The sequence below is a fragment of the Telluria sp. LT1R51-2 genome (genome assembly GCF_059685775.1).
Genome location: NZ_JCASIM010000002.1, coordinates 19,721 through 46,427, shown reverse-complemented (window position 1 = coordinate 46,427; position 26,707 = coordinate 19,721). Strand labels below are relative to the sequence as shown.

The following is a 26,707-nucleotide window of genomic DNA, read 5'->3' as shown; positions in this document are numbered from 1 at the left end:
GCGCACCGCCATGGCCAGCCTGCGCCATGGCGGTGCGCTCACTTTAACGAAGGAAGGCGGGCCTGCGATGTGGCTGCGAACCGGTTGCAAGCTCAGTTTCAGCGTCGAGACCCCCACGCCATTCATCCTGATGCTGCGTCCCCGCAGCGGTGCGCAGCAATGGGTGGCGCGCGAATCCTATACGCTCACCCCGAGCGTGCAGGTGCTTGAATACACGGATGCGTACGGCAACCTGTGTCAGCGCCTGACGGCGCCGCCCGGCGAATTTTCGATCCAGACGTCGGCCGATGTGCTGACCGACCAGGTCATCAGCGTTGCGCCCGGTGCGCCGTTTGACGAGGTGCCAACCTTGCCAGCGGACGTGCTGCTGTATCTGCTACCAAGCCGCTATTGCGAATCCGACCGGTTTGCCGAGATGGCCAGTGCGATCGTGGCGGGTGTCGCGCCAGGCTACGACCAGGTGGCCTGCATTACCGACTGGATCAGGCGCGAGGTGCGCTTCAATCCGGCGGCGAATCACACGCAGATGGCAGCAACCGAGGTCAATGAATATCGCGAAGGCGTGTGCCGCGATCTGGCGCATCTGGGCATCGCGTTGTGCCGCGCGCTGAGCATTCCGGCGCGGATCGTAGCTGGTTATCTGCATGGGCTGGTACCGATGGACTTGCATGCGTGGTTCGAGGCGTATGTGGGCGGGCGCTGGTACACGTTCGATGCGACGCAGGATGGACCGCGTGGTGGACGGGTGACGATAGGGTATGGGCGCGATGCAGCAGATGTGGCGATCTTCACGCAGTTCGGGCCCGCGCTGGCGCTGCATGAGATGCAGGTGACGGTAGAGATGCTGGAGGGAGCGCCGGGTTGACGCTCCGTGTTTGCTTATGCCGGCTGTAGGGTGGACGGATTCCGCGTCCACGCATTCAACAATCCTTGGACCGCCACAAAATCACGTTGATTCGAACGCGTGGACGGCATCGCCGGCTCGGCGCCCCCGTCCACCCTACGCAATGTCAGACGGCCGCTGGTGCGGTTGGTGCAGGTGCTACTGGTGCAGCAGGTGCAGCAGGTGCAGCCGCCGGTGCTTGCGCCGCCTGCGCAGCCAGCGACGGCTTGCCCATCTGATCACGCACGACCTTGTGCACGAATTCCAGCTTTTCCAGCACAGGCGTGCTGAGCTTGAACGGGTACGAATCCGGCATGCCGATGCTGCGGTTCAGGCTATTGAGCACGTAGGTCAGCGCGAACCAGTCGCTCAGCGTTTCTTCGAACGCGCCGGATTTCGTCGGCAGCGTGATCTTGTCCAGTTCCGGTTCGTCGGCCTTGGCCGGCTTGAGCGACAGCCCGCACGAGTGGGCCGTTTCCAGCGTATCGATCATGTGCAGGTAGTGGGCCCAGGTTTCAGCCCAGTCTTCCCACGGGTGCGATGCAGCGTAGCTGCTGACGAAGCGCTCTTCCCAGTCGGCGACCGGACCGTTCTCGTAGTGCCGCTTGAGTGCGTCGCCATAATCCTGGCGCTCGTCGCCGAACAGCGCGCGGTAGCTGTCGATCCATGGTGTATCGGCAACCAGGCGGTCGAAATAATAGTGGCCGCTCTCGTGGCGGAAGTGACCCAGCAGCGTGCGGTAACGTTCGTGCATCTGTTCGCGCGTGCGCTCGCGCTCGGCCGGATCGGCTTCGGCGATGTTCAGCGTGATCAGGCCATTGTCGTGGCCGGTCATCACGCACTGGTCGGTCACGCCATCTTCGAGAAACTGGAATGCCAGGCCGGTATCCGGCTGGATTTCTTTCGAGGCCGGGGTCAGGTTCAGCTGCGCCAGCGAGAACAGCAGGCGGCGCTTGGCGGTTTCGAGACGCGACCACAGGACACGGTTCTTCTCCGACGTCAGCGCCGGGATCACCACCGTGAGCTGGCATGATTCGCACAACTCATGCGGATCGTCGGCCGGCAGCATCCAATTGCACACATTGTGCTGCACATAATTGCTGCACTGCTTGTAGAGCTTGCCTTCATCCTTGCGGTTCAGGCTACGCCACAGGCCGTCTTCAGCCTGTTCGAAGCTGTTGATGGAACGCTGGGACGGCTGGTAGCCCAGGGTACTTTCGCAATTGAAGCAGAGGGTGTTCTCGAAGAAGATCTGATGCGAACATTTGTCGCAGTGAAAGGTTTTCATAGCAGCACTGATAGAGAGGTTGGAGGTGAAGGTGTATTAACAATCTAACAGTAAATGCAATGTGGGTTTCATCATGTAAGACAATGCCTCATATCGTGTGCGCCCCCCTCATACGCCCACGGTACAGGCCTGATACACGCATAGTGTAAGCATTAAAAATGTGCAGAAAAAACAACAGATCACGCCAAAAAAGTGGCGTGGTCTGCTGGCCCGACGGCCAGGTAGTCCGCGCCGATCAGGTGCCTGGACGCAGATGTTGACCTTGCTCGCGACCGCCTCCGCTGCCGCGCACCTGTCGCTGGCGTCGCTCCACGTGGCCGTAGGCGCGCGCGTCGGCTGCCTCCGGCACAGGCGCCTGCGCACCGATGACGCGGTAGAGCGCAGCGCCGAGCAAGGCGCCCGCGATGGGCGCGATCCAGAACAGCCACAACTGCACCACGGCCCAGTCGCCGGCATACACGGCGACCGCCGTGCTGCGCGCAGGATTGACCGACGTGTTTGTGACCGGAATGCTGATCAGGTGAATCAGGGTCAGCGCAAGGCCGATTGCAACCGGCGCAAAACCTGCGGGAGCGCGCTGGTCGGTCGCCCCCAGGATAATCAGCAGGAAGAACGTGGTCATGACCACTTCGCTCAGCAGCCCCGCCAGCAGCGAATAGCCGCCTGGCGAATGATTGCCGTAGCCATTGGCAGCAAAGCCATTGGCGCTGTCAAACCCAGGGGCGCCGCTGGCAATCACATACAGCACGCCACCGGCGAGGAGGCCGCCGGCGACCTGCGCCACGATATAAGGAAACAGCTCGCGCGCGGGAAAGCGGCCCCCGGCCCACAGGCCGATCGAGACCGCCGGATTCAGGTGACAACCCGAGATATGGCCGATCGCGTACGCCATCGTCAGCACGGACAAACCGAAGGCGAGGGCGACGCCGTGCAGGCCGATGCCCAGTTCGGGAAATGCGGCAGCCAGCACCGCGCTGCCGCACCCGCCCATGACCAGCCAGAATGTGCCGAGAAACTCGGCGCCGTAGATTTTCATCGTGGTCTCCTTCGGATCACTATTGCAATGTGAAACAGCAGCCGACAGCAGCCGACAGCAGCAGTCGACAGCAGCGGACACCAGCGGATACCGGTGGAGAACATGGTGGCAGTGTCGACGGCCGCAGGTGTTGATAGGACACCGTGCGCCACCCGAGGTTCCACGGACTGTGCATCTCGTGTCTGCAGAAAATTGACCGCCCGCGCGTACATTGGCGCTGCACAAACCAGCGCGAGATTCCGGCGCGCGCCGTACCGTACGTGCGCGGCGCCGTGCATGATTGGCGCGCTGCCCGACATCGCCGATGGTGCCGGGTCTCGACCGATTTGCGCTGCTTAACATTGACTGGAGAAATCATGCATTGGATTTGGGGGAAGGTGGTATCGGTTGCCAGCGCCATGCGGTGGCTGGCGTGCATGGGCTTGCGGGCAGGGTCGCTGGTACTCGCGGCAACCAGTCCCGCGCTGGCGCAGTCGGCACCAGCGTCGATCCATGCCGATGGCAGCGCGCGCGTATCGCCTGCCGCCTACCGCGTAATCAATCTGGGCACGGGCGCGATCGCGGCCTATCCACGCATCAATGCGTCCGAGCAGGTCGCGTTCTCGCTGATCCATGGCGATCATACGGACGGTTACTTTTACGATGGCAATGCCGTTCGAGAACTGGGTTCACTGGGCGGCCGCACCGTGTATGTGAACGACCTGAACGATGCCGGGCAGGTCGCCGGCACCTCGCTCAATAACGCTGGCGTCGAGAATGCGTTCGTCTGGAGCATGCGCGGCGGCATGCTCGACCTGCGCGCCGCCCCATCCCGTGGTCGTTCGTATGGCTGGGCCATCAACAACCGCGGTGTCGTCACCGGTGCGATGGGCGATGCCGCGCATCCGTTTCGCTGGAGCGTTGCGAGCGGCGTCGAAGACCTGGGCGTCACGCCCGGCATCCCGGCACCTGCGGCCGGCCGTGTGCTGGGCGACGCCGGCCTGGTTGCCGGCGTGACGACGATCGATGACGAGTTCACGCGCGCCTTCGTCTGGACACGTTCGGATGGGCTCATCGACATCGACACGCTGGGCAGCGTCGAATCGTCACCGGTGGCCGTCGGGGCAGGGGGCGAGGTGGCCGGCAACCGGCTCGCGTCGTTCGACGACGACGGCGAGCGCCCGTTTCTATGGACGCGCGCCACCGGTATGGTCGACCTTGGCACCGGCCGCGGTTCCACGGCATCGGTCCACGCGATGACGCCCGGTCTTCACATCGCCGGGAGCATCGGGTATCCGGATGGGCGTCAACGAGCGATGTCGTGGACGCGCCAGCGCGGGATGCGCGAACTCGGCACACTGGGTGGTAGGACGTCGGTCGCGCTCGATGTCAACACCCGTGGCCAGATCGCCGGTTTTGCCGAAGACCGGTTTGGTACCGCTCGCGCCTTCGTCTGGAGCGCCGCAGGCGGCATGCTTGACCTGAACCGGGCGCTGCGCCATGCGCCGCCGGGTCTCGTGCTGGACCAGGCGCTGGCCATCAATGACAGCGGCGCGATCGTGGCGGGATCGAATGCGGGGCTGGTGCTGCTGAGGCCAGATCAGGAATGCAAGTGCGGGCACACGCTGGGGCCGCTGATCCTGCCTGCGCAGGTCGAGGCAGGCATGCCGTTGCAGGCATCGGTCAGCTTCGTTGATGGCGACCGGACCGGCACGCGCAGCGTCGACTGGGCGTGGGGTGACGGCAGTAGCGGGGCGGCGCGCAAAATCGTGGAAGACGGTGGCGTCGGCAGCGCGAGCGCCAGTCACAGCTTTTCAACGCCCGGCGTGTATGCGGTGACGGCGACGGTGGTGGGGCGCGACGGGCGCAGGACGACCGTCAGCCGGACTGTGGTGGTGACCGGTCCGGCGGCGCCGCACGCCGGCACCGTTCCGAGCAATATTTGACCTGCTCCCAGTCGCGCGCCCACTTCTTGCGCCAGGCAAACGGTAGCGCGCAGTGGGCGCAGATCTTGGTAGGCAGCTCGGATTTCTTGCGCATTTTCATGGAGGGATTGTAGCGGTTGCGGGCGCGCCCCGACACATGGCATCCGTATCGTGACAACGACGTCAGGCGCAGCCGTCAGGTGACACTCGCTCAGCCGGTTTGACCGGTGGTAAGCTATCAATATTGTCACCTCATACCCGAAGGAATGCCATGAAGCCGCTGTTCTCCGCCGAAGAAGAAGCGAACGCAGCATCCGCAGCGCCGGGCGCAATGCCAACCGCAGTGCCGGCAACCACGGCGCCGGCGCTGCCGCCCTTGTTCAGTCCTGCCGGCACCGACGTGCTGCCGGCATTGCGGCCCGAGGCAAGCGCGGCGCCGCTGGTGCGCGTCGATATCTCGGGCATTGACGACAAGGCCATCGAGTCCCTGGGCGGCGCGACCGGTGCGAGCGTGGCCAAGGTGTCGGCCAAGCTGCTGGGCACCGTGCGCGCATCCGACGCCGATGTCTTCGGCGCGCAGCTGAACGAACTGATCGCCACTGCCAAGGGGCTCGACCCGGCCAAGCTGCGTTCGGGTGGCCTGATGGCGCGCGTGACGGGCATGTTTGGCTCGGTCAAGGAGAAGATGCTGTCGCAGTACCAGGTGGTCGAATCGCGCATGGACACCTTGGTCGCCGAAATGACGCGCCATGCCAACGTGCACCGCGGCCGCATTAGCGATTTCGACGAAATGTACAAGGGCCTGGAAATCTACTACCAGGGCCTGGACGCCGACGTCAAAAAGGGCGAGGCATGGGCCGCCAAATTGCAGCAGGCTGTTGCGCAGCAGGCAGCGCCCGCCAATGCGTTCGAGGCGCAGCAGGCGACCGAACTGCGGCGGCGCCTGGAGCGGCTCGAAAAGCGCATCGATGACCTGCGCCGCGCCATGCTGATGGCCACGCAGATGGTGCCGCAAATCCGGCTGTCGCAAGACAATGCGCGCGCGCTGACCGACACCTTCACCGATATCGTCAACGTGTCCATCCCGGCCTGGCGCAACGTGTTCTCGCTGTACCTTCTGCAGCTCGAAGCCAAGCAGAGCGCAGCCGTGGCCAACGCCGCCTACGACGCGACCGACGCTGCCTTCCGCACCCAGGCCGACATGCTGCTGGAAAATACCGAGACCGTGGCGCGCGTCAAGCAGCGTTCGATCGTCAGCCTGGAAACCGCCCAGCACGTGCAGACGCAGCTGATGACCGCATTCGACAAGCTCGAGCAAATCTCGAACGAAGGCCAGCAGCGCCGCAGGGACGAGCTACCGAAGTTGCAGGAACTCGAGCGCGAACTGATCACGCGCTTCTCGTCGGCGTCAACGCCCGGCGCGCAGTAATCACGACCCGACCCATCACATTCATAAAGGAATATCCATGTCGACCACGCTCGAAACCGGCCACCGCATCAACCTCGAAAAGACGGCGCCGGGCCTGAAGCGCGTTCGTATCGGCCTGGGCTGGAAGGTCAATGCGGCCGAAGGCCAGGCGTTCGACCTCGATTCATCTGTCTTCCTGTGCAAGAAGGACGCGGACGACCACCCGGTCATGATCAGCAACGCCCACTTTGTCTATTACAACCACACCACGTCGCCCGATGGCGCGGTGGTGCACTCGGGCGACAACCGCACGGGCGACAAGGATGGCGACGACGAAGTCATCATCGTCGACCTGGCCAGGGTCGAAGCGGCCGTGGTGGAAATGCCGATCGTCGTCACGATCCACGACGCCGAGGTGCGCAAGCAGAATTTTGGCCGCGTCAGTGGCGCCTACGTGAAGGTGTACAACGACGACACCGGCGAGACGATCGCACAATACGACCTGAACGAAGACTACTCGGACAAGACCGCGCTGCAGTTTGGCTCGCTGTATCGCCGGGATGGCGAATGGCGCTTCCAGGCGGTCGGCGCCGGTTTCAAGCTCAATCTGGCGACGTTCATCCGCAAGCTGGGCGGCACGGTCTGAGGCCGGTCACGCGCGCTGGTCGACCACCGTTCGCTGATGCCCAAGCCATTTGATTTCGGTGAGGCGGCCGAGGCGCCTCCCGATCCGGTGGAGGCGCCGGCCACGCCGCGCGCGCTCGATTTCGGCGACGCGCATGTCGAAGCGGTGCCGCCCGTACGCCACAGCCCGCCCAGGCCGCTGTCATTCGACGACCTGCCAGCCGTCCCGGCGGCGTCAGGCGCTACTGCGAAGGCTGCGCCCAGGGCGCTGTTCGACAGCGAAGATCATCCGGCGGTGCGTGATGCGCTGGCCATTGCCAGGGCCGACTATCCAGTCTTGTTTGCGCACGCCGAACAACGCTTTGCCGCCTTGTTCCGCCGCATCTTGCCGGTCAGGCTGTCTCTGGTAACGGAATGGGGCGAGGCGCCGCTGATGGAGCAGGCTGCATTGCTGCGGCCCGTGATCGAGCTGGTGCTGACGTTCACGCAGATGGCAGTGCCAGTGTTGCTTGATGCGGCGCTCGAGACTACCCGCGCGCCGGCGGGCATGTTCGGCAAGCTGTTTCGGCGCGCGACGTCGCCCGTGGAGTTCAAGCCAGCCTTGACGTCTGCCCGCGCGCAACTGGTGCAGCTGATCGCCGACAGCGATGTCGCCACGCGCGACCTGGAAGCGTCGGCGCAGAATCTGAGCCTGCATTCGGCCGCGCTGGCGGTGGTCTCGACACTGGCCGGCGATTCGGCCGATGTCGCCTTGCTCGACGCGCTCGTGCAGCGCCGCACGCTGCTCCAGCAGGCAGTGCGCCAAGCCGAGCTGTCGATTCTGCAGATGGGGCAAGTCCGGCAGCAGGCTGCCGAACTCATCGGGCAGGTGTCGTCATTCCTGACGGTCACCTTGCCCGCGATCGAGATGGTGCAGGCGCAGGGCGGTAACTAGCTGCGGTTCAGCCTTTCTTCTGCGCCGCAATCCAGCGGTCGGTCGCCGCTTCCAGCACGTCGAGCGGCACCGCGCCGTGCGACAGCACCTCGTTGTGGAAGGCGCGCAGGTCGAAGTCCTTGCCCAGCGTCTTTTCAGCGCGGGAGCGCAGTTCGCGCAGCTTGAGTTCACCGATCTTGTAGCTCAGCGCCTGGCCCGGCACCGCGATATAACGCTCGACTTCCTGCACCGCCGTCACTTCGTTCTGCGGCACGTTGTCCATGAAGTAGGCGATGGCCTGTTCGCGCGTCCAGCCTTTTTCGTGGATGCCGGTGTCGACCACCAGGCGCACGCCGCGCCAGATCTCGGCCGTCAGGCGGCCGATCCACTGCCACGGATCGTCGTACATGCCGATTTCCTGGCCCAGCATTTCGCTGTACAGGCCCCAGCCTTCCGAGAAAGCGGTGCTGCCGCCAAAGCGGCGGAAGGCCGGCAGGCCGGTCGTTTCCTGCGCCAGGCTGCGCTCGAAGTGGTGGCCGGGAATCGCCTCATGCAGGAAGAACGCATTGGTGGTGAAGCGCGTGCGCGTCTCGGGCTTGTAGGCGTTGTAATAGAAGATGCCGGGCCGCTTGCCGTCGACCGAGCCGCGCTGGTACGACGCCGGCGCCGCGCTCACTTCGCGGAACGCTTCGACCGGGCGAATCTCGAACGGCGCTTTCGGCACATTCGCGAACAGCTGGCCCACCTTGGCTTCGACCTGCGGCCGCACGCCTTCATAGGCGGCCTGGATTTCCTCGCGCGATTTGAAGCGCAGCTCGGGCGCATTGTTCAGGTGGTCGAAAAATTGCCTGAGCGTGCCCTTGAAGCCCACACGCACCTTGGCCTCTTCGAACTGGGTGCGGATGCGCGCCACTTCCGACAGGCCAATGTCGTGGATCTGCGCCGGCGTCAGGTCGGTCGTGGTCGACTGGCGCGCGCGGAACGCATACCATTCCTTGCCGCCGGGCAGGGCGCCGATGCCGGCCGTGGTGCGGCCGGCTGGCAGGTAGGTGTCGCGCATGAACGCGAGCAGCTTGCGGTTGGCGGGCGCGAGCTGTTCGCGCACCAGTTTGCCGTAGGCGTCGGTCAGGCGCGCCTTGTCGGCGGCGCTGAACGAGGCCGGGAACTTCTTTACCGGGCCCATGTAGGTGCTGGTGGCCAGATCGTCGCTGCCGACACTCTCGAGCTGCGGCAAGACGCGGCTGATCAAGGCCTTCGGCATCACGATGCCCTGCTTGATACCGAGGCGCATGTCGGCAATCACGTTGTCGACGGCCGGGGCATAGCCGACGGCGCGCGCCAGCCAGTTGTCGTAATCCTGGACCGTCTGGAACGGCTGCGTCGAGGCGCCGGAACCCAGCTGGGCCATCATCAGGTGCAGGCCCGAGAACTGGTCCACCGGCACCAGGTCGGACGGGAAACGCAGGCCGTCGAGCACCTGCTGCAGGCGGTAGCGCAGCAGATCGTAGCTGATGCGGTCTTCGGCCGGCAGCGGCGCCGGATCGAACTTGGCGCTGGCCGCGAGATATTTTTCCGACAGCGCGCGGCTTTGCTTGCGCTCCTCGGCCGACGAGACGGGGCCGAAGCGGTCGTTGTAGCGCGCGTCGCCATTGAAAGTCGCGGCGATCGGATTTTCGCGCAGGTAGTCTTCCCAGTAGGCGGCATACAGCTGGTTCATTGTTTCCGGCGTGGCTGGCGTTTTGACCTGGGCCATGGCGGGGAGGGCGGCGCACAGCAGCGTGCACAGGAGCAGGGAAAGCGAGCGGGTCATGGGGTCTCGTGGTGGTCGGGGCGATGCAAGAATAGCATGGGGCTGCCGGGGAATGATCGTGCAGCAGCACGGGTCAGCCCGTGCACTGACCCGGCGTTGTCGTCGCAGCACAGTGATGACACGACCTGCCTTCGGTACACTCGATGCACGTACAACCGCGGAGCACGACATCATGATGAACAGTTTGCCGGATCAATTTCACGCGCTGGTCATCGGCGCCTCGGGGACGATCGGCGCGGCCTTTGTCGATCTGCTGGAACAGTCGCCACGCTGCGCCTCGGTGCGGGGGCTGCACCGCCAGTCGGCGCCCGCGATCGATTTCGCGGATGAGGCCAGTGTCGCCGCTGCGGCACATGCGCTCGCCAGCGGACCGCGCTATCACCTGATCGTGAATGCAACCGGCGTGCTGCACGACGGCGCAACGATGCCCGAGAAGCGCCTGGCCGACCTGAACTATCCGCAGATGCAGGCAACCTTCATGGCGAACACGTTCGGTCCGGCGCTGGTCATGCGTCATTTTGCGCCGTTGCTGGCAGGCGAGCGCGCCATCATGGCCATGTTGTCGGCCAAGGTGGGCAGCATCGGCGACAACCGCCTGGGTGGCTGGTACAGCTACCGCGCGTCGAAGGCGGCCCTGAACATGCTGGTGAAAACCGCGGCGATCGAAGTCGCGCGCACGCAGAAGAACAGTGTGCTGGTCGCCCTGCATCCGGGGACCGTGAATTCACGGCTGTCGAAGCCGTTTCGTGGCGAGATCATCGGCCGACCGGCCCAGGCCGCCGCCGCCGACATGCTGCAGGTACTCGATGCGCTGACGCCGGCCGACAGCGGTTCGTTCAGATCCTATAACGGTGCTGAATTGCCCTGGTAGAGCGGCAGGCCCGGTCGCGCCATGGGAGCGCGTACCGAGCCGGTCAGCTAGCGAGCTGCGCCACCGGCACCGTCGCTTCGATGCGCAAGGCGCCATCGGGGCTGCGCGCAGCGATGACGATGTCGCCCTGTTCGACATATTTGCCAACCAGTGCGCGAATATTCACGTCATGGGTCACCAGCACCAGGTTACCGGGATCCTTGTAGTCCGCCAGATAGGTGCGCAGCTGCGCCAGCTTGCGCTCGCGCGCCGCGTCGTCGTCCTGGAACATTGAATCGACCATCTCGCTGGGCTCGACCCGGCCGAACGCGAGCCGGGCGGTGTCCACGCAGCGGCACCAGCGGCTCGACAGCACCGGGCCGAGCGGCACCCCATGCTTGCGAAAGGCTGCGCCGATCCTGGTGGCATCCGCACGACCCGCCTGCGACAGGTTGCGCTGGGTAGAGCACACGCCGAGCTTGAAACCGGGCGGATCGCCGATGCCCGGCACCGTGGCGGCGTGGCGCATCAGGATCACGTAGCCGCCGCGCTGGAGCAGCGACCAAGGCGATGTGGCGGCTCCGGCAACGGGCGCTGCGCATGCCGCCAGTGCGGCCAGAAAGTGGCGTCGGTCCATGAGGGCTCCTGGTGGCGGGGATCGTTGGATGGTTTGGATGATCAGCTGGCAGGCGTCACGCTGCTACACGTCACGCCGGTACACATCATTTCGCTGGCGCATCCAGAAAGAAAATGGCGTACACCTTGGCGCCGGATTTCTCGGTCGGCTTGTCGATCTGGATCTGCGCACAATCCTGCGCCACCAGGCTGCGCCAGTTGACGACGCCTGCATTGGCAAACACCGAATTGACCTTGCACGCCAGGCTCATGTCGAGCGCCAGGCGGGCATTGCGCTGCTCTGTTTTTGCGTAGTTGACGCCGCGGATCTCGATGCCGAAGGCGCTCATCCATGGTTCCCACAAGCCCAGTTCCACACCCTGCGTCATGCGGCCCAACATGGTTTCCAGCGACAAGCCTTTCTTGACGACGGCGCGCAGCAATGCCAGTGACGGCGCCTCGCGAATGTCGGTGCTGTGCTTGCCTGCGCCGCTGTCGCCAATGGCCTTCAGCTCCTTCGAAAAGGCGGCATCGCGCTCGGTGTAGTCGCGCATGCGCTGGTAGAACTCGAGGTCGAGGAAAGGATTTTCAGTCCGGCCGGCGGGCATCTCGGCTGGCTGACGGGCGGAAGGCTGTTTTTTATTGGTCATGGCATTGGCTTCGGAGTTTAAGGGCGCAGCATACCACTGAGCGCCATACGGCTTGCATGCAAGAGGGATGCGGCTGCACCTTCTGCACGCGTCGTCGCCCATTGCCGACGGCGCTCAGGCCTTACTCTTTGCGTTCCTTGAATTCACCCTCGATCACCATGTCGTCGTTGCGTTCTTGCGGGCGCCGGCCAGGCATGAACTTGAAGAACGACGAGGACACCCGGTCGAACAGGGTCTTGCGCAACCAGGGAAAGGCAACAAGAAAGGTCGTTACAAACCCGGTGAACAAAGCCGGCACGTAGTCGCCTTGCCACACGAAGTGCAGCAGGCAGAGTGCGACCAGGGTCACCATGAGCGGGCGACGGACAGGCTTGGGCAGCAGGCCAACAAGGCGCAGCTTGCCCTGGCTAACCGAAGGAAATCTGGCGAACAGAATACCAAGCAGAAAGCCGGCCGCGAACCGGCCCGTGCCGAGATACTCGGCCACGACCCCGATCACGAGGTAGCCGGTATAGGTGATCGTGCCAGCCAACACTGCCAGCAGCGCCACCACCAAGGCAAGCACCAGTTTTGGCTTGCCGATTGCCAGTTTGACGAGAAAGCCGAGGATTTGAATACTCCTGCAAATAAATAGGGAAAGATTGTCGCAAATTCTAACAGCCCGCTGATGAGGTCACCCTTAAGCCGCGTGTGCCAGCGGCTAGGTTTACCCGCCAGCAATCGCGCGCAGGAAAATCCCCGTGATGTAGGCGCCATAGGTGCCCAGGGCATAGCCCAGCACGGCGAGCAACACGCCGACCGGCGCGAGCGCCGGGTGGAAGGCGCTGGCCACCACTGGCGCCGATGCTGCCGCGCCGATATTGGCTTGCGAGAGGCGGCCGGCGTTGTCATGGCCAGACGGTACCTATTTGGGAATCAACACCTTTCCGATGACGTGAATGACGCCGTTGCTGGCGCGTACGTCAGTTGCCAGGATGGTGGCCGGCGCTGCCGTGGTGTCGGTGATCGTCAGATTGCGGTTGATCGTGATGGACTGGGCCGGCACCGTCGATCCGTCGAGGGCTGTCGTCGCCAGCGTCGCCACTGGCGTGCCGAACGGTATGGCGCCAGACAGGACCTGTGCCGGCAACACGTGATAAGTCAGGACCGATGTGAGCTGTGACGTCGTCAGGCCCGTGGGCGCCGAGGCGAATGCGGCATTGTTGGGTGCAAAGACGGTAAATGGGCCACTTGCACTGAGCGCAGGCGCCAGGCCGGTTGCCACGACTGCGGCGACGAGCGAGCTGAAAGAGGCTGGATTGGCCTGGGCCATCTGCACGATATTGAGCACGCCGGGCGGTATCAGGACCTTGTCGATCCCGTGGATGATGCCGTTGTCGGCGTACACATTGGCCGTTGTCACGCTGGCTCTGGCCAGCACGGCGTCGGTGAACGCGACACCGGAAGAGGTGTTCAGTGCGAGTCGGGCAGCTGCGCCGTCGAAGAAGTAGGCTGTCGCCAGGGTCGCACCGGTGGTGCCCAGTGCCGCCGAGGACCTGGCGCCAGGGATCACGTGGTAGCGCAGTATCTTGCCCAGGTCGGCCGCCGGCAGTGCCGCCACCATGGCGCCGGCATTGGCAAAGCCGAGTTGTGTCGCCAGTGCGCCGAAGGCCGCATCGGTGGGTGCCAGAACCGTGAGGTCGGCATTTGCGGCGGTCAATGTACTGGCAATGCCTGCCTTGTCGACCGCTGCCAGCAATGCTGTGAATCCATTCTTTTGAGCGACCTCGGCGACATTGCCGAGATCGTCGTCACTGCTTCCACAGGACGACAGAAGAACTGCCAAACTTAACGCACCAAGCCATTTCAGGATCGATCTCATGGTTGCACCTCCGGATGAACGTCCTTTTGGACTGATGTTCATCCGTAGGAGTTCCGCTTCAGCGTGCAACCGATGGTCAGGATCAATCGGATGTGGTTTGACTTGACGTCGCCCTATCCGCTTTTCCATCGAGCGGCCAGGCCGAGGATATTGCATCCTCGGCCGGCACCCAATGACCCGGCCGAGCCGGGATTACGTCGATTCCGGGCGCGCCGGCAGTTTCCAGTCCGGGCGGATGAAGTGGCAGGTGTAGCCGTTCGGAATGCGTTCCAGATAATCCTGATGTTCCGGTTCGGCTTCCCAGAAAGGCCCTGCTGCAGCGATCTCGGTGACAGCCTTGCCGGGCCAGAGGCCGGATGCGTCGACGTCGGCAATGGTCTGCTCGGCCATCTGCTTTTGTGCATCGTCGAGATAATAGATGGCGGAGCGATAGCTCATGCCCCGGTCATTGCCCTGGCGGTTCGGGGTCGTCGGATCGTGGATCTGGAAGAAAAATTCGAGAATCCGGCGATAGCTGATCTGGCTTGGATCGAACACCAGTTCGAGCGCTTCCGCGTGCGTGCCATGGTTGCGGTAGGTCGCGTTGGGCACGTCGCCGCCGGTGTAGCCGACGCGCGTGGACAGCACGCCCGGCATGCGGCGCAGTAGATCTTCCATGCCCCAGAAACAGCCTCCGGCCAGGATCGCGGTTTCAGTTTGCTGTGTCATTGAGTTCCTTTGCTTGAATAAGTCGTGAGTCGATAGCGTCTATCTTCCCACGTTGACGCGTTCGTCGTCGCACCTGCCCTATTTTTGCCACATGACAGTCTCGCAGCCCACCGCATCGTTGCATTCAACCAAGCCGGGCAACGATGCGGGCGACGCTGCGTGGCGATCAACGTGCCAGGCCGTTAATATCAGCGGGCGGGCAGTTGCAGACTCAGGGATTGTTCAAGATGGGGGCTATCGCCCGCATAGGCAAGTCCGGCAGCAGCAGTGGCGTGCGTGCCGGCCAGTGCGCTGAGGATCAACTGTGCGGTTTCCGCTGGCGCGTCCCAATGCGGGAAATGGCCGCATCGCTCGAACCAGTGCAGTCGGGCATCCGGGAACAGAGCCAGTGCCCGCCTGGCCTGCCATGGGAAGCAGACCCGGTCACGTCGTCCCCAGCCAATGACAAGCGGCTGCGTGATGCTGTTGCGGGGCGCGCCTTGCTGCTCTTCGCCATAAGCAAGCTGAGCGAGCATTTCGTCAAACACCGGCGAGGCCACGTAACTGCACAATTCATCGGTCACGATGTCCGGCGCCAGCTTGGTTGGCCGGGAAGAGAATTGCGCCAGCAGCAGCGCGCGGCCAATCGGGCTGGCGCAGATTTCTGGCAATACGCGGCGCAGCAGCCGCAGCAGCCGGATCGACAGGTAGATCGAACTGAAGAACGCGTGCCGCTCCCAGCCTTGCCAGAAGCCGCCCGGATTAAGCGCCACCACGCCGCCAACGACGCCACCGCGCCGCGCCAGTTCCAGCACCAGCCGCGCGCCCATCGAGCTGCCGACGGCGTCGATACCGGTCAAGCCCTGGGCGTGCAGGAAGGCGGCTGTTTCATCCGCCAGCGTGTGGATCGAGGTTTCGCCATTGAGTCTCGGTGTCTGGCCAAAGCCTGGCAGGTCCACCGCGATGACTTCGCGCCGGGTCGCGAGATCGGCCAGGATGGGATTCCAGCTCTGCCAATGGCCGCCCAGGCCATGAATCAGAAGCAAGGGCTTGCCTGCGCCGCAGCGAATGTGATGCATGATTGATCCTCTCATCGCACTGGTGTGCATATGCGATAAGCGTACCGCAACGGGCATAACGACTGCGTCCGGTAGGGACGTTGGCCAGGGATGACGAGCTGGGGCGATCGGCTACAAACGACCAGCTTGGCCGGGACCGGCGCCTGGGTCACCGGGAGGTCATGGCAAGCTTGCGTTCGCCCTTGTTCTTGCCAAAGATATAGCCGGCCAAAATGGGAAAAGCGCGGTTTCCCGCATCCTCGGCGGTGGGGCGGCATCACCACCTCGGCGACTGTGTAGGCCCCGTACTGGCGAATCTCGAATGTGGGGCGTGGCGTTTCAGTCCCGCGTAGCCGATGACCCGAATAACGCCGGTCGCACGCAGGCTTGTGAGTTGATTGCCCAGGCTGCCGGTCGCGCGCATCGCCAGACGGCTTTGCCGGTGAGCGCGACCAGGCGCGTCATGGCGCGGCCGAGAAGGAAGCGTGGGACGGAAATTTTTTGTGCATCCACTCGCGGTTCAGCTGCAAAGCGGTGACGACGTCGTGCGGCAAGCTCTCGAGAATGGCCGGATCGTCGCTCGGTGTGTCGGCCAGCAGGCTGGCCAGGTGGATGATGGCCCCGAGTTTGCTGAACGGGTGGGCCGCCATTGGATCGGATGCGCTTTGTAATGCGTTCACAATGACGACAGGAAAATTCCAGCGACGACAAAGTTCGGCGGTAATGTGCCCCTCCGAAAAGCCCAGCAGTCGCGTCTCGCGTTCCCACCGTCCGCCTGGCAGGTGGGGTTGCTCCTCGATCTCGGCAAACGTTGCCGGCGCCGCCTGGTAGATCAGCAGTTCGCCAAGCCGCATCATCATGCCTGCGAGCCAGGCATCCTGGCCATCGTCGCCCCGGCAGACGGCCAGCCACTTGGCGTAGCCGGCGCAGGCCATGCTGCTTTTCCAGAACTCGTCGCTATCGAGGCCCGGCAGGTCCGGGAAAGTTTCGGCGAAGCAGGCAGCCAGGGCCAGGGTGCGCACGTGCCCAAGGCCCGCCATCGCGATGGCATCGTCGAGTGACGTTACGCCACGCGCAGCGCCGAAGCGGGCGCTGTTGGCCAGGCGCATCAGCTTGGCGGTGAGGGCGGGATCGCGCGCGATGATCGCGCTGATTTGAGTGGCCGACGCATCCTCATCATCGAGGGTTTTGATCAATGCATGGGCAACTTCTGAAATGACGGGCAATTTTACTGCATGAAAAAAAGACGATAACTCGCTCATGGCAATTCTCCAACAGAACATCGCCGCTGCGACAGGTTGACGGTCGCGCGATGGAATGACATTGAAATTTCACGATAGCACAGCTGTTTCTCCTGGGAACTAATCAGGGAAATTATTTCTAGACCGGACACAAGGATAGCGGATGCCAGAAAGCCCGCTTGGTCTAGTCTATGCGGTAAGTACCCTTGCGGCCAGCATCGCCGCGATAACGCATGCACTTGACCTTGGTATGACGGTGTTCGTAGCTAGCCAGTTGTTACCTGGCGGCTGCGCCGGGAGCCCTTGCCCGCGAAGGGTTTTCCTGCCTGTAAGTACGCTTCGGGTGAATGACCAACCGCTTGACCAGGTCTTCCAGCGCTTTGCTATGGTACAGGTCCATGCATTTCAGAAAATCGAACCTGACTCCCTTGATTTCCGATTCGACGAGCGGATTGGAATAGTCCCGTGCCAGATAGCGGTTCACCAGCAACTTGACCGCATCGGGACTCTTCTCCATATCGAAGTAGGTCCAATCACGCAACGCGCTGGCACTGCTTCCAGCATCACTAGCCGCACCCGTGTCATTCCGGTAAGCCTGTGTCATACAGGTTGCCAGCACCATGTCCTTATAATTTTGCGCATAGGTGCGGGCGCCAGCCTGTGGAGAAATGAGGGCTTGATCGGAGGCGTGGATTTCCTGGGAGTAGAAGCGGAAACGCCAACCTGATCGGTTGGCGTTCTGTAAGGGAAGTTCTTGGTGTCCCAGGGCGGAATCGAATCACCGACACAAAGATTTCAATCATTGCCCCTGACAGCACAACGTCGAATTGCCGGGCTAGGGTGTACTCCTGTCTTCCAGTTCGTTATGGTTGTTGCTGATACAGAGCAGTGACCGATATGTTAGGCAGCTTTGTTGAGCATGAATTGCATTTTGCGCTTGTTTTGATCGAACGTATAGATAGCGGTCAGCGGTACAGCCGTCACGAGTAATGCGGCAAAAACTTCGCTTACCTGGCGGTCGAAAGTTTTAAGCAGTGGTACGGTCATTACGGCCTTGCTGACAACATGGCTGACATACACACTGACAATCGCTGACGCCGTGCCAGCGAGGATAACGCTGATGCTTGCAAGTTTGTTAGCGTCGCTGCTTGCCAGGATGCGTACGCAACGCACGACGCTCAATGTGGATTCACGAATGATCGCCAGCACAAAAGCCGGCATTCGCACGATCAGCGAAATAATAATCTGCGGAATCACACTCAGCGCACCTGCCACGCCTGCCTCAATGCCCAATTCCTTGGCGCGTGCCCAGATATGGCGTTCCTTAAAGCGCTGTTCTAGGCGTTGGCTGATCCTGTCGGTGGCATCTTTGGTGTTTTGCAGCCAGCCATCCGAATTGATCAGCTTGCCATTGGCGGCAAAGTCGCGGATTTCGTCTACGAAAATGTCGATAGTTTCGACGACTATTAGCCCAACCACTTGTTGGGCCGCCAGCGCCGCGCCCGTTTTCACGACGGTAGTGCCAACCTCAACCGCCGCATCAAGCCGTTGCTGGTTACGCTGGGCGTTCGCGCGCTCGTAAGCTTCCTGGACGTCGGTCTTGTTCAGCGCGACTTCCTGGCCCGTGCTTTCGATCGTCATCCAGATGATGTCGCCATCTTCCCTACCTGTGGCTGAGATGTGCTCTAGCAGATTTTTTGCACCCAAACTGCTGTTGAACGAAGAATCGGCGAAGATCAGGTTGTCCTTCGAATTAATCGCGTCGATCATCTGGTCATCGGTGGTACCCATGCGGATCAGGATGTCATCGAAATATTCCTTCTTGGCGATGACGTGTTCAATGTCGGCATTGCTGATAATGAGTGGTTCCGCCTTGTTATAGCCATTTTCCACGGTCCCAAGCATGCCTTCCCGTATTGCAGCCGCCTCGCGAATGTCTTGCATCTCTCCATAATTGTCGTGGAGGCTCAGGCCTGGGGAGCGAACTTTGAATTTTTTGTAACTCTCAGACAGGTTGTTGTACTTGTCCGCGCTATGCTGGTCGATATCATCTACAAGGGTGCCTAGCCCAAATGACGCGACTGCGCGGCGGATCGCTTCCTTCTTGCATTGGGCAAAAATATCGTCGACCGTGGTTGCTGGCACCGGCAACTGTTTGCGTAAGTCGTCGACCATCTGCATAGTCGATTTGTCGATTTCGAAGGTGCTGCGGAAGTATTCAGAGACCTTGTCTGGCCGAGATCTTTGTAATGCTTAAAATTCTCCTGGTAGAACTCGGCACTCTTCAACTGCGTGTAATCGAAATTGCGCACCTCCTCGGCCGCTGAATCATATGCGACGGCAGCCTTTTCTTTGGTAATTTCGTACGCTGCATGTGTTACTTCCAGCGTCCGTTCGCCGGCCTCGACGATCGTTTCCTTAGCGCTGGCGATTGTGCCTGCCACGTCGACGCTTTTTACTTTTTCCGAGACCTGTGCTGCCGCGTCTGCCACCGCATCTCTGAGTGCGCCAAAAGACAGCTTCTTATCAAAAAATCCCACTTATTGCCCGCTTTCTGGAGTATCAGTACGAAACCCATATTTCATAGTGAAGCAAAGCATTATTCCATATGCGGTTATGGCTGAGTTGTGATTTTTAGTAGGATGTGTTGGTGGAAACCGAAGGAAAAACGTGACAATGTAAAACGTTCGTTAGAACAGAATGTTTGCTTACAAAAGGCTGATCTAGAAGAATATTCTGATTCTAGGAAACGATGGTCTCTGCTCAATGTCTCAGCAGTTCAACGCTAAGGAAGTGCAGACACATCCGATGTTTAGCAACGAGCTCGAGCCTGAGGGGAAAAGTCCTTCGTGCTGGCATGTGTCGCCTCGTTCCTTGAAATTGACGAGCGGCCAGAAATGGACCAGACACAAGAACTGTGACTTAGACGAACAAAAACGCCAACCAGTGATGGTTGGCGTTTTGTTAGGGATATTCTTGGTGGCCCGGGGCGGAATCGAACCACCGACACAAGGATTTTCAATCCTCTGCTCTACCAACTGAGCTACCAGGCCAAGAGCGCGCAATTATAGCAGCGTTTTTGGCAAGCAGACAATCCTCCCGCGCCGAACCTCAACCCTTGCTGCTGATCCGCTGCGCATGATCCCGCTCGAGCGCCAGACGCAGGTCGCGGCGCCCCTTGGCTTCTTCGAAGCGGCGCACTTCATCCGGCGTCGACGGCACCAGCGGCGGAATCGAGGCCGGCTTCTTGTCGTCTCCCACCGCCACCATCGTGAAAAAGCAGCTGTTCACATGGCGCACCGCCTTGCTGCGGATATCTTCGGCAATCACCTTGATCCCGATTTCCATCGAGCTGCGGCCGGTAAAGTTCACTGCGGCCAGAAAGGTCACCAGTTCGCCGACATGGATGGGCTGGCGAAAGGTCACCTGGTCGACGCTCATCGTCACCACATAGCGCCCGGCGTAGCGGCTGGCGCAGGCGTAGGCTGCTTGGTCGAGCAGTTTCAGGATGGTGCCGCCGTGCACGTTGCCGGAGAAATTGGCCGTGTCGGGCGTCATCAGCACTGTCATGCTGAGCTGGTGGGAGGGCAGGTTCATGGGTGCAATCAATACAAGTGGCTGGGCGAGTGCTGATGTTGCCTTAGAAACTGCCACGCGGCAAGGTCTGCCGCCGCCATCCGAGATCTGCTGACCCGCCGAAAAAGTAGTCCGACAAACGCGCTTGCCGAAATACCCATAAAATCGTGGCATCACCATGCAAACCCGCTAGGCTCGGCAAATGAACAGCGAACTCCCATACCAAGGTGGATCGGTGCAGTGGCACCTTGGTCCCGTCATCGATGCATTGCGCACGTCGCGCGAGTCGACCCACAATATCCGGCACCAAGGGCGCGTGCGCGAGCTGCCGTCGCGCGATGTGCTGCGCCAGATCGTCGATGGCCTGTCGGCCGCGCTGTTTCCCACGCATTACGGGCGCCCCGACCTGAATGACGAGAGCATCGATTACTACGTCGCCGATACGCTCAACGTGGCGCTCGATCGCCTGGTCGAGCAGGTGCGGCGTGCGCTGCGGTTTTCTCCGGCGGCGCCGTCCGAACTGACCGGTGCGGACGCCCAGCGTGAAGACCTGGTGCTGGCCGAGCGCGCCCGCGCGATCACGCGCGAGTTCGCGGCCAGGCTGCCTGCCTTGCGCGCATTGCTGGTATCGGACGTGCAGGCCGCGCTCGCGGGCGACCCGGCGGCAACGTCGGTCGCCGAGATCATGTTGTGCTATCCCGGCACCATCGCCATCCTGTACCACCGCATCGCGCATTGCCTGACGCGCCTGGGCGTGCCGTTCCTGGCGCGCGTGGTGGCCGACATCGGCCACTCGCTCACCGGCATCGACATCCACCCCGGCGCGCAGATCGGCGGCAGCTTCTTCATCGACCACGGCACCGGCGTCGTGATCGGCGAAACCGCGATCCTCGGCGAGCGCGTGCGGCTGTACCAGGCGGTTACGCTCGGCGCCAAGCGCTTCCCGGTCGACGACAGCGGCGCCCTGGTCAAAGGCATTGCACGGCATCCGATCGTCGAGGACGACGTCGTCATCTATGCCGGCGCCACCATCCTGGGCCGGATTACCATCGGCGCCGGGTCGACCATCGGCGGTAATGTGTGGCTCACACAGAGCGTCCCGCCGGGCAGCAATGTCTCGCAGGCGCAGATGCGCAATACCTGAGCCTCAAGGATGACGATTCTGCTGGTACCCGGCTATATGGCCGATGACACGTTATGGGACGACCTGCGCGCGCCACTAGCCCCATTCGGCCCGCTCGTGCATGCCGACCTGCGCCACGACACGTCGCTCGAAGCAATGGCGGCACGCGTGCTGCGCGATGCGCCGCCGTCGTTCATCCTCGTCGGCTTTTCAATGGGTGGTTATGTCGCCCGCGAGATCGTGCGCCAGGCGCCCGAACGGGTGGAGGCGCTGGCCTTGATCGCCAGCTCGACCCGGCCCGATACGGATGCGGTCAAGCAGGGCAAACGCTCTGTGGCGCGCTCGGCGCCGTCGGTGTCGTTCGCGGGCCTGAGCCGCACGGCGATTGCCACATCGCTGCATCCTGAAAATGCGGGCGATGACGCGTTGATCGAGCGCGTGCGCCAGATGGGTGTGCGGCTGGGGGCGGAGGCGTTTCGCAACCAGTCGATGGTCGAGCGGCCCGGCGACCTGCACCTGCTGGACCAGATCCGCTGCCCGACGCTGATCGTCGCGGCCGGGCACGATCGCCTGCGCAGCCTGGACGAATCGCAGGAGCTGCATACGGGGATTGCCGGCTCCACGTTTGCCGTCATCGACGACAGCGGCCACATGATCCCGCTCGAAGCGCCGCAGGCACTGGCGGAGGTGCTGGTACCGTGGCTGGAAAGCGTGTCAGCCTTGCACGCCAGCTGAATGACTACGCCGCGGCGGGCGTGACTTTCTCACACCAGCCGTGCAGGCCGCGGATCGCGTCTTCCTTGTGCTTGGCCTCGATCTCGATCCAGGGCGCCTGCAGGTAAGACGACGGCATCACCGAAATCAGATCCGAGTGCTGGCGGTCGTTGAACCCTTCGCGGCCGTTCGAGATATGCACCAGCTGGTGCGCGGGATCGGGCCAGGTGGCGCGGGCCTTGGTCAGTGTGTCGGCGACGCTCGGGTGGTCGTAGCTGTCGAGCTTTTCGTGAACGATGTGGTGGTGGGCGTCGAACACCATCGGGATGCCCGCGCGCACGCAGACGGCGTGGATTTCGTCGGCGCTGTAGGCGTATTCGTCATTCTCCAGACACAGGCGGCTGCGGATTGCCTCGGGCAGTTCAGCGATGCGGGCCACCAGCTGGTCTTCGCGGTCGGATTTGCCGCCGTGGATTTCCAGCAGCGCCCAGGGCGAACGCGGTTGCTCCAGCAAATCCATGATGTCGGCGTGCATCTGCAGGATCTTGACGCTGTTGGCGACGACGCTCTCCGAGTCCGAGCTGAGCACCACGAACTGGTCGGGATGCATCACGAGCCGGATGCCGCGTTCGGTCGCGCGCCGGCCCGAGCGGCCCAGGGTTTCCTTGAATTTTTCCAGAATCGCCAGGCCGAACGGCTCGTCGGCGAACGGGAAGATCGACGACGGCATCCGGTACAACCTGATGCCTTCGCGCTCGCAGTAGCGCAGGGCGTTGTCGAACGTCTGGATATTGTCGCGGTAGATGTCTTCCAGCGTGCGCTGCTGGCCGTCTTCGGACAGGTCGAGCAGGCGCTTGCGCGTGATCGTGCGATACCGCACCTCTTTCGAGACGGTGATGCAGACAAGGCCGAGGTGTGGTTGCGTGGCGATCAGGGTCATGGTGCAGGCAAGTCTAGCCGAAGCAGGGTGGCGCAGGGCGCGCGCGGGTTCGGAGGCAGGGTCGAAACCGGGGCAGGGGAAGGTTGGCGGCACCTTGGCGCGGCGTGCCGAAGACCTGGGTCCAGTAGATGATGCCCGCCTGCTGGTCGGCCGTCACGCCGTAGGCCGCGCCCATTTCTGTAAAGTCGGCTTGCATGATATTGGCGCAGTGCCCCGGACTGTCGATCCAGCCATCGACCGCTTCCTGTGGCGAATATTGGCCGAAGGCGATGTTTTCGCCTAACCGGTCCCAGCGGTACCCGGTGCGCGTGGCGCGATCTGCCGGGTTGCTGCCGTCCTGCGCGTAGTGGTTGAAGTAGCGGCGCGTGGCCATGTCGTGGCTGTGGGCCAGTGCGGCGTCGCCCAGCAGTGCGTTCCACTGCAAGGGCGGCGCCGCCGCAAATGCGCGCTCGCCGCACATGCGTGCGCTGGCGCGTGCAACATTGACTGCCTCGAGGATGGCGCGGCCGGCGTCGCGCCAGTCCGGGTAGGTGGTCGAGGGCAAGGGCGGTGCCGGCCGGGCCAGCACGACGGTCCAGGTTGCGCCTTCACGGTAGCTGCCCACGGCCGAGAATTGTTCGCTGCGCAGCACCTCGCAATACCTCTGCTGCAGCACCTTCATGGCGGCCACGGCATCTTCCGGACCGGTGACGTCAACGGAATCCGCGTTATCGGCGGCGTAGCCGGCCTGCGCCAGGGCTGATTCGATGAAGGTCCCGAAACCGATCCGGATCTGCGCCAGGACCGGTTCGGCGACCAGCGGCGTCACCGGCGCGACGCGTGCGCCGTCGCAGTCGGTCGGTTTGGCGCGGTAGGCATTGATCAGTGCTGCCAGTGGATCGGCAGCAAGGGGCTGGGTCCAGCCCGGTGCGCTCGTTGTCAGCAGGCCCAGCCCGAAGAGGGCACCGCGCATGACCGATCGCTTCACCGAACGGTCACTGCCCGGCTTGCGGCGCCACCGTATGCGGGGTAAGCACGAGTTTCGAGGTGTCGAGGCCCTGGGCCTTCAGGCGTGCCAGCAAGGCGTTGTATTCGGCCGCGGGGACCTGCGGTGTACGCGACAGGATCCACAGGTATTCGCGCTTGGGTTCGCTCACGGCGGAGAGCTGGTACTTGTTGTCCAGATCGATCACCCAGTAATCGCCCCACACCATCGAGATGAACGACAGGATCGCCGGTGCGAAGCGCACCTCGAGCTTGGGCGACGTGGCCGCGCCCGGCTGGCGCGCGACGCCTTCGGCGGTATCGACCTTGCCGTCGGCTGTGCGGCAGCGGTTGATCACCTTGACCCGACCGTCCTTGTCGAGGTTATAGGTCGCGCTGGTGTCGCCCACGCATTTCTTCTGGAATTCGTTCGGGAACTTGGCGATTTCGTACCAGACGCCCATATAGCGGGGCACCGCGAGCGATTCGATCGGCTGCAATGGCTTGGCGGCGTCAGCAGCCAATGCCGACCCGGCGCAGAGGCCAGACAGGGCGAGCGTGGCGCACGCGGCAAGGAACGATGGCTTGGCAAACATGGGAACCTCTTGTGATCTTCAAGGTTCACAGAATAATGACAAAACCGCCATGGTGTCGCATGGTTTACAGCACAACGCCATCACACCTTGCGCACGAACTCCGTCTTCAGGCTCATGGCGCCGAAGCCATCGATCTTGCAATCGATATCGTGGTCGGCGTCGACCAGACGGATGTTCTTGACCTTGGTACCCTGCTTGATCACGCCGCCCGAGCCCTTTGGCTTGAGATCCTTGATCACAGTGACGGTGTCGCCGTCCTGGAGGATGTTGCCCGACGCATCTTTGTAGACGCGCGCGGTCTCGGTGCTAGCTGCGCCCGCGATCGGCCACTCGTGCGCGCATTCCGGGCAGACGTACTGGCCGGCGCCATCGTCATAGGTGTAGGCCGATTGGCAGAGGGGGCAGGGCGGAAGGGTATGCATGAGTGGCCTTGGAATGCAAAAACGCCACTCGGTGGTGGCGTTTTTTGCGTGTTGCTGAATTCTTGGTGGCCCGGGGCGGAATCGAACCACCGACACAAGGATTTTCAATCCTCTGCTCTACCAACTGAGCTACCAGGCCAAGAGAGGCACGATTATAGCCAGCGTTTTTCAGTTGCGCAAGTGCTCTTGCGCGCGTAGCAGCGCAAACGTGGTCTGTGCGTGATTATCCGGCTGAGCCGCTTGTCCCGCTCACCTGCGCCGCCGCGAACCCGCCGCCCGGCCCCCGGCACCGGCATATCGCTATAATGCCTTCATGACCACGCCCACGACCTCTACCATCCGGACCGACGTCTGCATCGTCGGCAATGGCGCCATCGCCAAGACGGCAGCCCTCGGCTTTGCCCAGGCCGGCCACAGCGTGACGCTGCTGGCGCCGCCGGCCCGGCCGGCGCCCGCTGCAGCCACTGCACCGGCGGCGGAGCGGCCGTGGGACGTGCGCGTGTATGCGCTCAACCACACAGCGCACGACCTGCTGGCCTCACTGAAGGTATGGGACGCCCTCGACATGGCGCGCGTTGCCCCGGTCGATGCGATGGACGTGCACGGCGACGGCGCTGATGGCGGCAACCTGGGCTTCGATGCCTTCGGCGCCCGGGTCGGCACGCTCGCATGGATCGTCGAAGACCAGAACTTGAACGGCGCGCTCGATGCCGCGCTCCGCTTCGCGCACAATGTGCAGCGCGTGGAGGGGCGCGCCTGCGAACTGACCTGCAGCGATAGCGGCGCCGCCGTGCGCCTCGAAGACGGGCGCCGTGTCGAGTGCGCGCTGCTGGTCGGCGCGGACGGGCGCGAATCGTGGGTGCGCGGACAGTGCGATATCGGCGTCGACTACCGCATGTATCACCAGAGCGCCATCGTCACCAACTTCGCCTGCGACAAGCCGCACCACGGCGTCGCGCACCAGTGGTTCACCGGCTCGGACGGGATCATCGCGCTGCTGCCGCTGCCGGGTAACCGCGTCTCGCTCGTGTGGTCGGCGCCGGAGACCCTGGCCGCCACGTTGATGGAAGAGTCGCTGGGCGAACTGGCGATCCGGCTTGGCGCGTACGCCGACGAGACACTGGGCAAGCTGCGGCCACTGCAGCCCGACGCCGTGGCCGCCGTGCCGCTGGCGCTGATCAAGCCGCACGCGATGGTGGCGCCGCACGTGGCGCTGGTGGGCGACGCCGCGCACGCCGTGCATCCGCTGGCCGGGCATGGCATGAACCTGGGGTTTGGCGACATCGTCGACCTGCTGGCCATCGTGCGTGACCGCGAAGAGCGGCGCGCCATCGGCGACGAGCGGGTGCTGGCGCGCTATGCCCGCAAGCGCAAGGAAGAGGTGCTGCTGATGCAACTGGCCACCGACGGACTCGAACGCCTGTTCGGCGCGAACCTGGAACCACTGCGCGTGGTCCGGAATATCGGTCTGAACCTGCTCAATAACATGCCGGCACTGAAGCGGCGCCTGATGGCTCATGCCATGGGCAAGTCATCAATCTAAGG

General features: G+C 62.9%; 28 protein-coding genes and 2 tRNA genes. 9 read left to right on the top strand and 21 right to left on the bottom strand.

Annotated features, from left to right (window positions below; all coding sequences use genetic code 11):
- Nucleotides 1-10 precede the first annotated feature (10 nt).
- Nucleotides 11-865, top strand: coding sequence for a transglutaminase domain-containing protein (locus AC56LH_RS18425; protein ID WP_499648624.1), 855 nt, complete (start codon nucleotides 11-13; stop codon nucleotides 863-865).
- Between the two features lie 145 nt (nucleotides 866-1,010).
- Here the strand turns inward: AC56LH_RS18425 and AC56LH_RS18420 are convergent, their stop codons facing one another.
- Entirely contained in the window at nucleotides 1,011-2,171 is a 1,161-nt protein-coding gene (locus AC56LH_RS18420) for a zinc-binding metallopeptidase family protein (protein ID WP_499648622.1), read from the bottom strand.
- A 235-nt stretch (nucleotides 2,172-2,406) separates the two neighbouring features.
- Complete coding sequence (aqpZ, locus tag AC56LH_RS18415) at nucleotides 2,407-3,207, bottom strand: aquaporin Z (protein ID WP_499648620.1); 801 nt, start codon at nucleotides 3,205-3,207, stop codon at nucleotides 2,407-2,409.
- Between the two features lie 356 nt (nucleotides 3,208-3,563).
- Here aqpZ and AC56LH_RS18410 point away from each other — a divergent pair, with 356 nt between their 5' ends.
- Nucleotides 3,564-5,132: a PKD domain-containing protein gene (locus tag AC56LH_RS18410; protein WP_499648618.1), complete on the top strand. Its 1,569-nt coding sequence runs from the start codon at nucleotides 3,564-3,566 to the stop codon at nucleotides 5,130-5,132.
- Here AC56LH_RS18410 and AC56LH_RS18405 read toward each other — a convergent pair.
- Nucleotides 5,065-5,226, bottom strand: a complete 162-nt coding sequence (locus AC56LH_RS18405) for a DUF2256 domain-containing protein (RefSeq protein WP_499649797.1) — start codon at nucleotides 5,224-5,226, stop codon at nucleotides 5,065-5,067. The two genes, AC56LH_RS18410 and AC56LH_RS18405, sit on opposite strands and share 68 nt — an antisense overlap.
- 156 nt (nucleotides 5,227-5,382) lie before the next feature.
- Here AC56LH_RS18405 and AC56LH_RS18400 point away from each other — a divergent pair, with 156 nt between their 5' ends.
- The 3 genes from AC56LH_RS18400 to AC56LH_RS18390 are packed head-to-tail and all read left to right on the top strand — an operon-like array spanning nucleotide 5,383 to nucleotide 8,077.
- Nucleotides 5,383-6,540 (top strand): toxic anion resistance protein, encoded by a 1,158-nt coding sequence (locus AC56LH_RS18400; RefSeq protein WP_499648616.1) that lies wholly within the window; start codon nucleotides 5,383-5,385, stop codon nucleotides 6,538-6,540.
- A 37-nt stretch (nucleotides 6,541-6,577) separates the two neighbouring features.
- Nucleotides 6,578-7,165: a TerD family protein gene (locus AC56LH_RS18395; protein ID WP_367612690.1), complete on the top strand. Its 588-nt coding sequence runs from the start codon at nucleotides 6,578-6,580 to the stop codon at nucleotides 7,163-7,165.
- Between the two features lie 36 nt (nucleotides 7,166-7,201).
- Nucleotides 7,202-8,077, top strand: a complete 876-nt coding sequence (locus AC56LH_RS18390) for a hypothetical protein (RefSeq protein WP_499648614.1) — start codon at nucleotides 7,202-7,204, stop codon at nucleotides 8,075-8,077.
- Between the two features lie 7 nt (nucleotides 8,078-8,084).
- On the opposite strand, the gene AC56LH_RS18385 is transcribed toward AC56LH_RS18390, so the two are convergent.
- Complete coding sequence (locus AC56LH_RS18385; RefSeq protein WP_499648612.1) at nucleotides 8,085-9,866, bottom strand: DUF885 domain-containing protein; 1,782 nt, start codon at nucleotides 9,864-9,866, stop codon at nucleotides 8,085-8,087.
- A 175-nt stretch (nucleotides 9,867-10,041) separates the two neighbouring features.
- Here AC56LH_RS18385 and AC56LH_RS18380 point away from each other — a divergent pair, with 175 nt between their 5' ends.
- Nucleotides 10,042-10,737: an SDR family NAD(P)-dependent oxidoreductase gene (locus tag AC56LH_RS18380; RefSeq protein WP_499649795.1), complete on the top strand. Its 696-nt coding sequence runs from the start codon at nucleotides 10,042-10,044 to the stop codon at nucleotides 10,735-10,737.
- A 43-nt stretch (nucleotides 10,738-10,780) separates the two neighbouring features.
- Here AC56LH_RS18380 and AC56LH_RS18375 read toward each other — a convergent pair whose 3' ends face one another.
- From AC56LH_RS18375 to AC56LH_RS18320, 12 genes are all read right to left on the bottom strand, one after another.
- Complete coding sequence (locus AC56LH_RS18375) at nucleotides 10,781-11,353, bottom strand: histidine phosphatase family protein (RefSeq protein WP_499648611.1); 573 nt, start codon at nucleotides 11,351-11,353, stop codon at nucleotides 10,781-10,783.
- A gap of 85 nt (nucleotides 11,354-11,438) precedes the next feature.
- Nucleotides 11,439-11,981, bottom strand: a complete 543-nt coding sequence (locus AC56LH_RS18370) for a hypothetical protein (RefSeq protein ID WP_499648609.1) — start codon at nucleotides 11,979-11,981, stop codon at nucleotides 11,439-11,441.
- A gap of 121 nt (nucleotides 11,982-12,102) precedes the next feature.
- Entirely contained in the window at nucleotides 12,103-12,546 is a 444-nt protein-coding gene (locus tag AC56LH_RS18365; protein ID WP_499648607.1) for a hypothetical protein, read from the bottom strand.
- Nucleotides 12,547-12,687: 141 nt separating this feature from the next.
- Entirely contained in the window at nucleotides 12,688-12,840 is a 153-nt protein-coding gene (locus AC56LH_RS18360; RefSeq protein ID WP_499649793.1) for a DUF819 family protein, read from the bottom strand.
- Nucleotides 12,841-12,885: 45 nt separating this feature from the next.
- A complete protein-coding gene (locus AC56LH_RS18355) occupies nucleotides 12,886-13,884 on the bottom strand; it encodes a fasciclin domain-containing protein (protein WP_499648605.1) in 999 nt (332 codons plus the stop codon).
- Between the two features lie 150 nt (nucleotides 13,885-14,034).
- The gene (msrA, locus tag AC56LH_RS18350; protein WP_499648603.1) at nucleotides 14,035-14,550 is read right to left on the bottom strand and encodes a peptide-methionine (S)-S-oxide reductase MsrA; all 516 of its coding nucleotides are present in this window, start codon (nucleotides 14,548-14,550) and stop codon (nucleotides 14,035-14,037) included.
- 188 nt (nucleotides 14,551-14,738) lie between these two features.
- Entirely contained in the window at nucleotides 14,739-15,608 is an 870-nt protein-coding gene (locus tag AC56LH_RS18345; protein WP_499648601.1) for an alpha/beta fold hydrolase, read from the bottom strand.
- 440 nt (nucleotides 15,609-16,048) lie between these two features.
- Nucleotides 16,049-16,870 (bottom strand): HDOD domain-containing protein, encoded by an 822-nt coding sequence (locus AC56LH_RS18340; RefSeq protein ID WP_499648599.1) that lies wholly within the window; start codon nucleotides 16,868-16,870, stop codon nucleotides 16,049-16,051.
- Nucleotides 16,871-17,105: 235 nt separating this feature from the next.
- Complete coding sequence (locus tag AC56LH_RS18335) at nucleotides 17,106-17,498, bottom strand: type VI secretion system amidase immunity protein Tai4 (RefSeq protein WP_499649791.1); 393 nt, start codon at nucleotides 17,496-17,498, stop codon at nucleotides 17,106-17,108.
- 230 nt (nucleotides 17,499-17,728) lie between these two features.
- Complete coding sequence (locus AC56LH_RS18330; RefSeq protein ID WP_499648597.1) at nucleotides 17,729-19,009, bottom strand: hypothetical protein; 1,281 nt, start codon at nucleotides 19,007-19,009, stop codon at nucleotides 17,729-17,731.
- A gap of 796 nt (nucleotides 19,010-19,805) precedes the next feature.
- Nucleotides 19,806-19,881 (bottom strand) — tRNA-Phe (locus AC56LH_RS18325).
- Between the two features lie 58 nt (nucleotides 19,882-19,939).
- Nucleotides 19,940-20,425, bottom strand: coding sequence for an acyl-CoA thioesterase (locus AC56LH_RS18320; protein ID WP_258837374.1), 486 nt, complete (start codon nucleotides 20,423-20,425; stop codon nucleotides 19,940-19,942).
- A 181-nt stretch (nucleotides 20,426-20,606) separates the two neighbouring features.
- Between AC56LH_RS18320 and epsC the strand changes: the two genes are divergently transcribed.
- Nucleotides 20,607-21,548, top strand: coding sequence for a serine O-acetyltransferase EpsC (gene epsC / locus AC56LH_RS18315; RefSeq protein WP_183553807.1), 942 nt, complete (start codon nucleotides 20,607-20,609; stop codon nucleotides 21,546-21,548).
- A 9-nt stretch (nucleotides 21,549-21,557) separates the two neighbouring features.
- Complete coding sequence (locus tag AC56LH_RS18310; RefSeq protein ID WP_499648595.1) at nucleotides 21,558-22,262, top strand: alpha/beta fold hydrolase; 705 nt, start codon at nucleotides 21,558-21,560, stop codon at nucleotides 22,260-22,262.
- A 4-nt stretch (nucleotides 22,263-22,266) separates the two neighbouring features.
- Here the strand turns inward: AC56LH_RS18310 and uvsE are convergent, their stop codons facing one another.
- The 5 genes from uvsE to AC56LH_RS18285 all read right to left on the bottom strand — a co-directional run bounded on the left by uvsE (nucleotide 22,267) and on the right by AC56LH_RS18285 (nucleotide 25,301).
- Nucleotides 22,267-23,181 (bottom strand): UV DNA damage repair endonuclease UvsE, encoded by a 915-nt coding sequence (gene uvsE, locus AC56LH_RS18305; RefSeq protein ID WP_499648593.1) that lies wholly within the window; start codon nucleotides 23,179-23,181, stop codon nucleotides 22,267-22,269.
- Nucleotides 23,182-23,194: 13 nt separating this feature from the next.
- Nucleotides 23,195-24,133: a CAP domain-containing protein gene (locus AC56LH_RS18300; RefSeq protein ID WP_499648591.1), complete on the bottom strand. Its 939-nt coding sequence runs from the start codon at nucleotides 24,131-24,133 to the stop codon at nucleotides 23,195-23,197.
- Between the two features lie 22 nt (nucleotides 24,134-24,155).
- Nucleotides 24,156-24,740: a lipocalin family protein gene (locus AC56LH_RS18295; RefSeq protein ID WP_499648589.1), complete on the bottom strand. Its 585-nt coding sequence runs from the start codon at nucleotides 24,738-24,740 to the stop codon at nucleotides 24,156-24,158.
- An 80-nt stretch (nucleotides 24,741-24,820) separates the two neighbouring features.
- Complete coding sequence (locus AC56LH_RS18290) at nucleotides 24,821-25,162, bottom strand: zinc ribbon domain-containing protein YjdM (protein ID WP_499574384.1); 342 nt, start codon at nucleotides 25,160-25,162, stop codon at nucleotides 24,821-24,823.
- A gap of 63 nt (nucleotides 25,163-25,225) precedes the next feature.
- Nucleotides 25,226-25,301: transfer RNA gene (locus AC56LH_RS18285), tRNA-Phe, on the bottom strand.
- Between the two features lie 174 nt (nucleotides 25,302-25,475).
- Here AC56LH_RS18285 and AC56LH_RS18280 point away from each other — a divergent pair.
- Nucleotides 25,476-26,705: an FAD-dependent monooxygenase gene (locus tag AC56LH_RS18280; RefSeq protein WP_499648587.1), complete on the top strand. Its 1,230-nt coding sequence runs from the start codon at nucleotides 25,476-25,478 to the stop codon at nucleotides 26,703-26,705.
- Nucleotides 26,706-26,707: the final 2 nt, after the last annotated feature.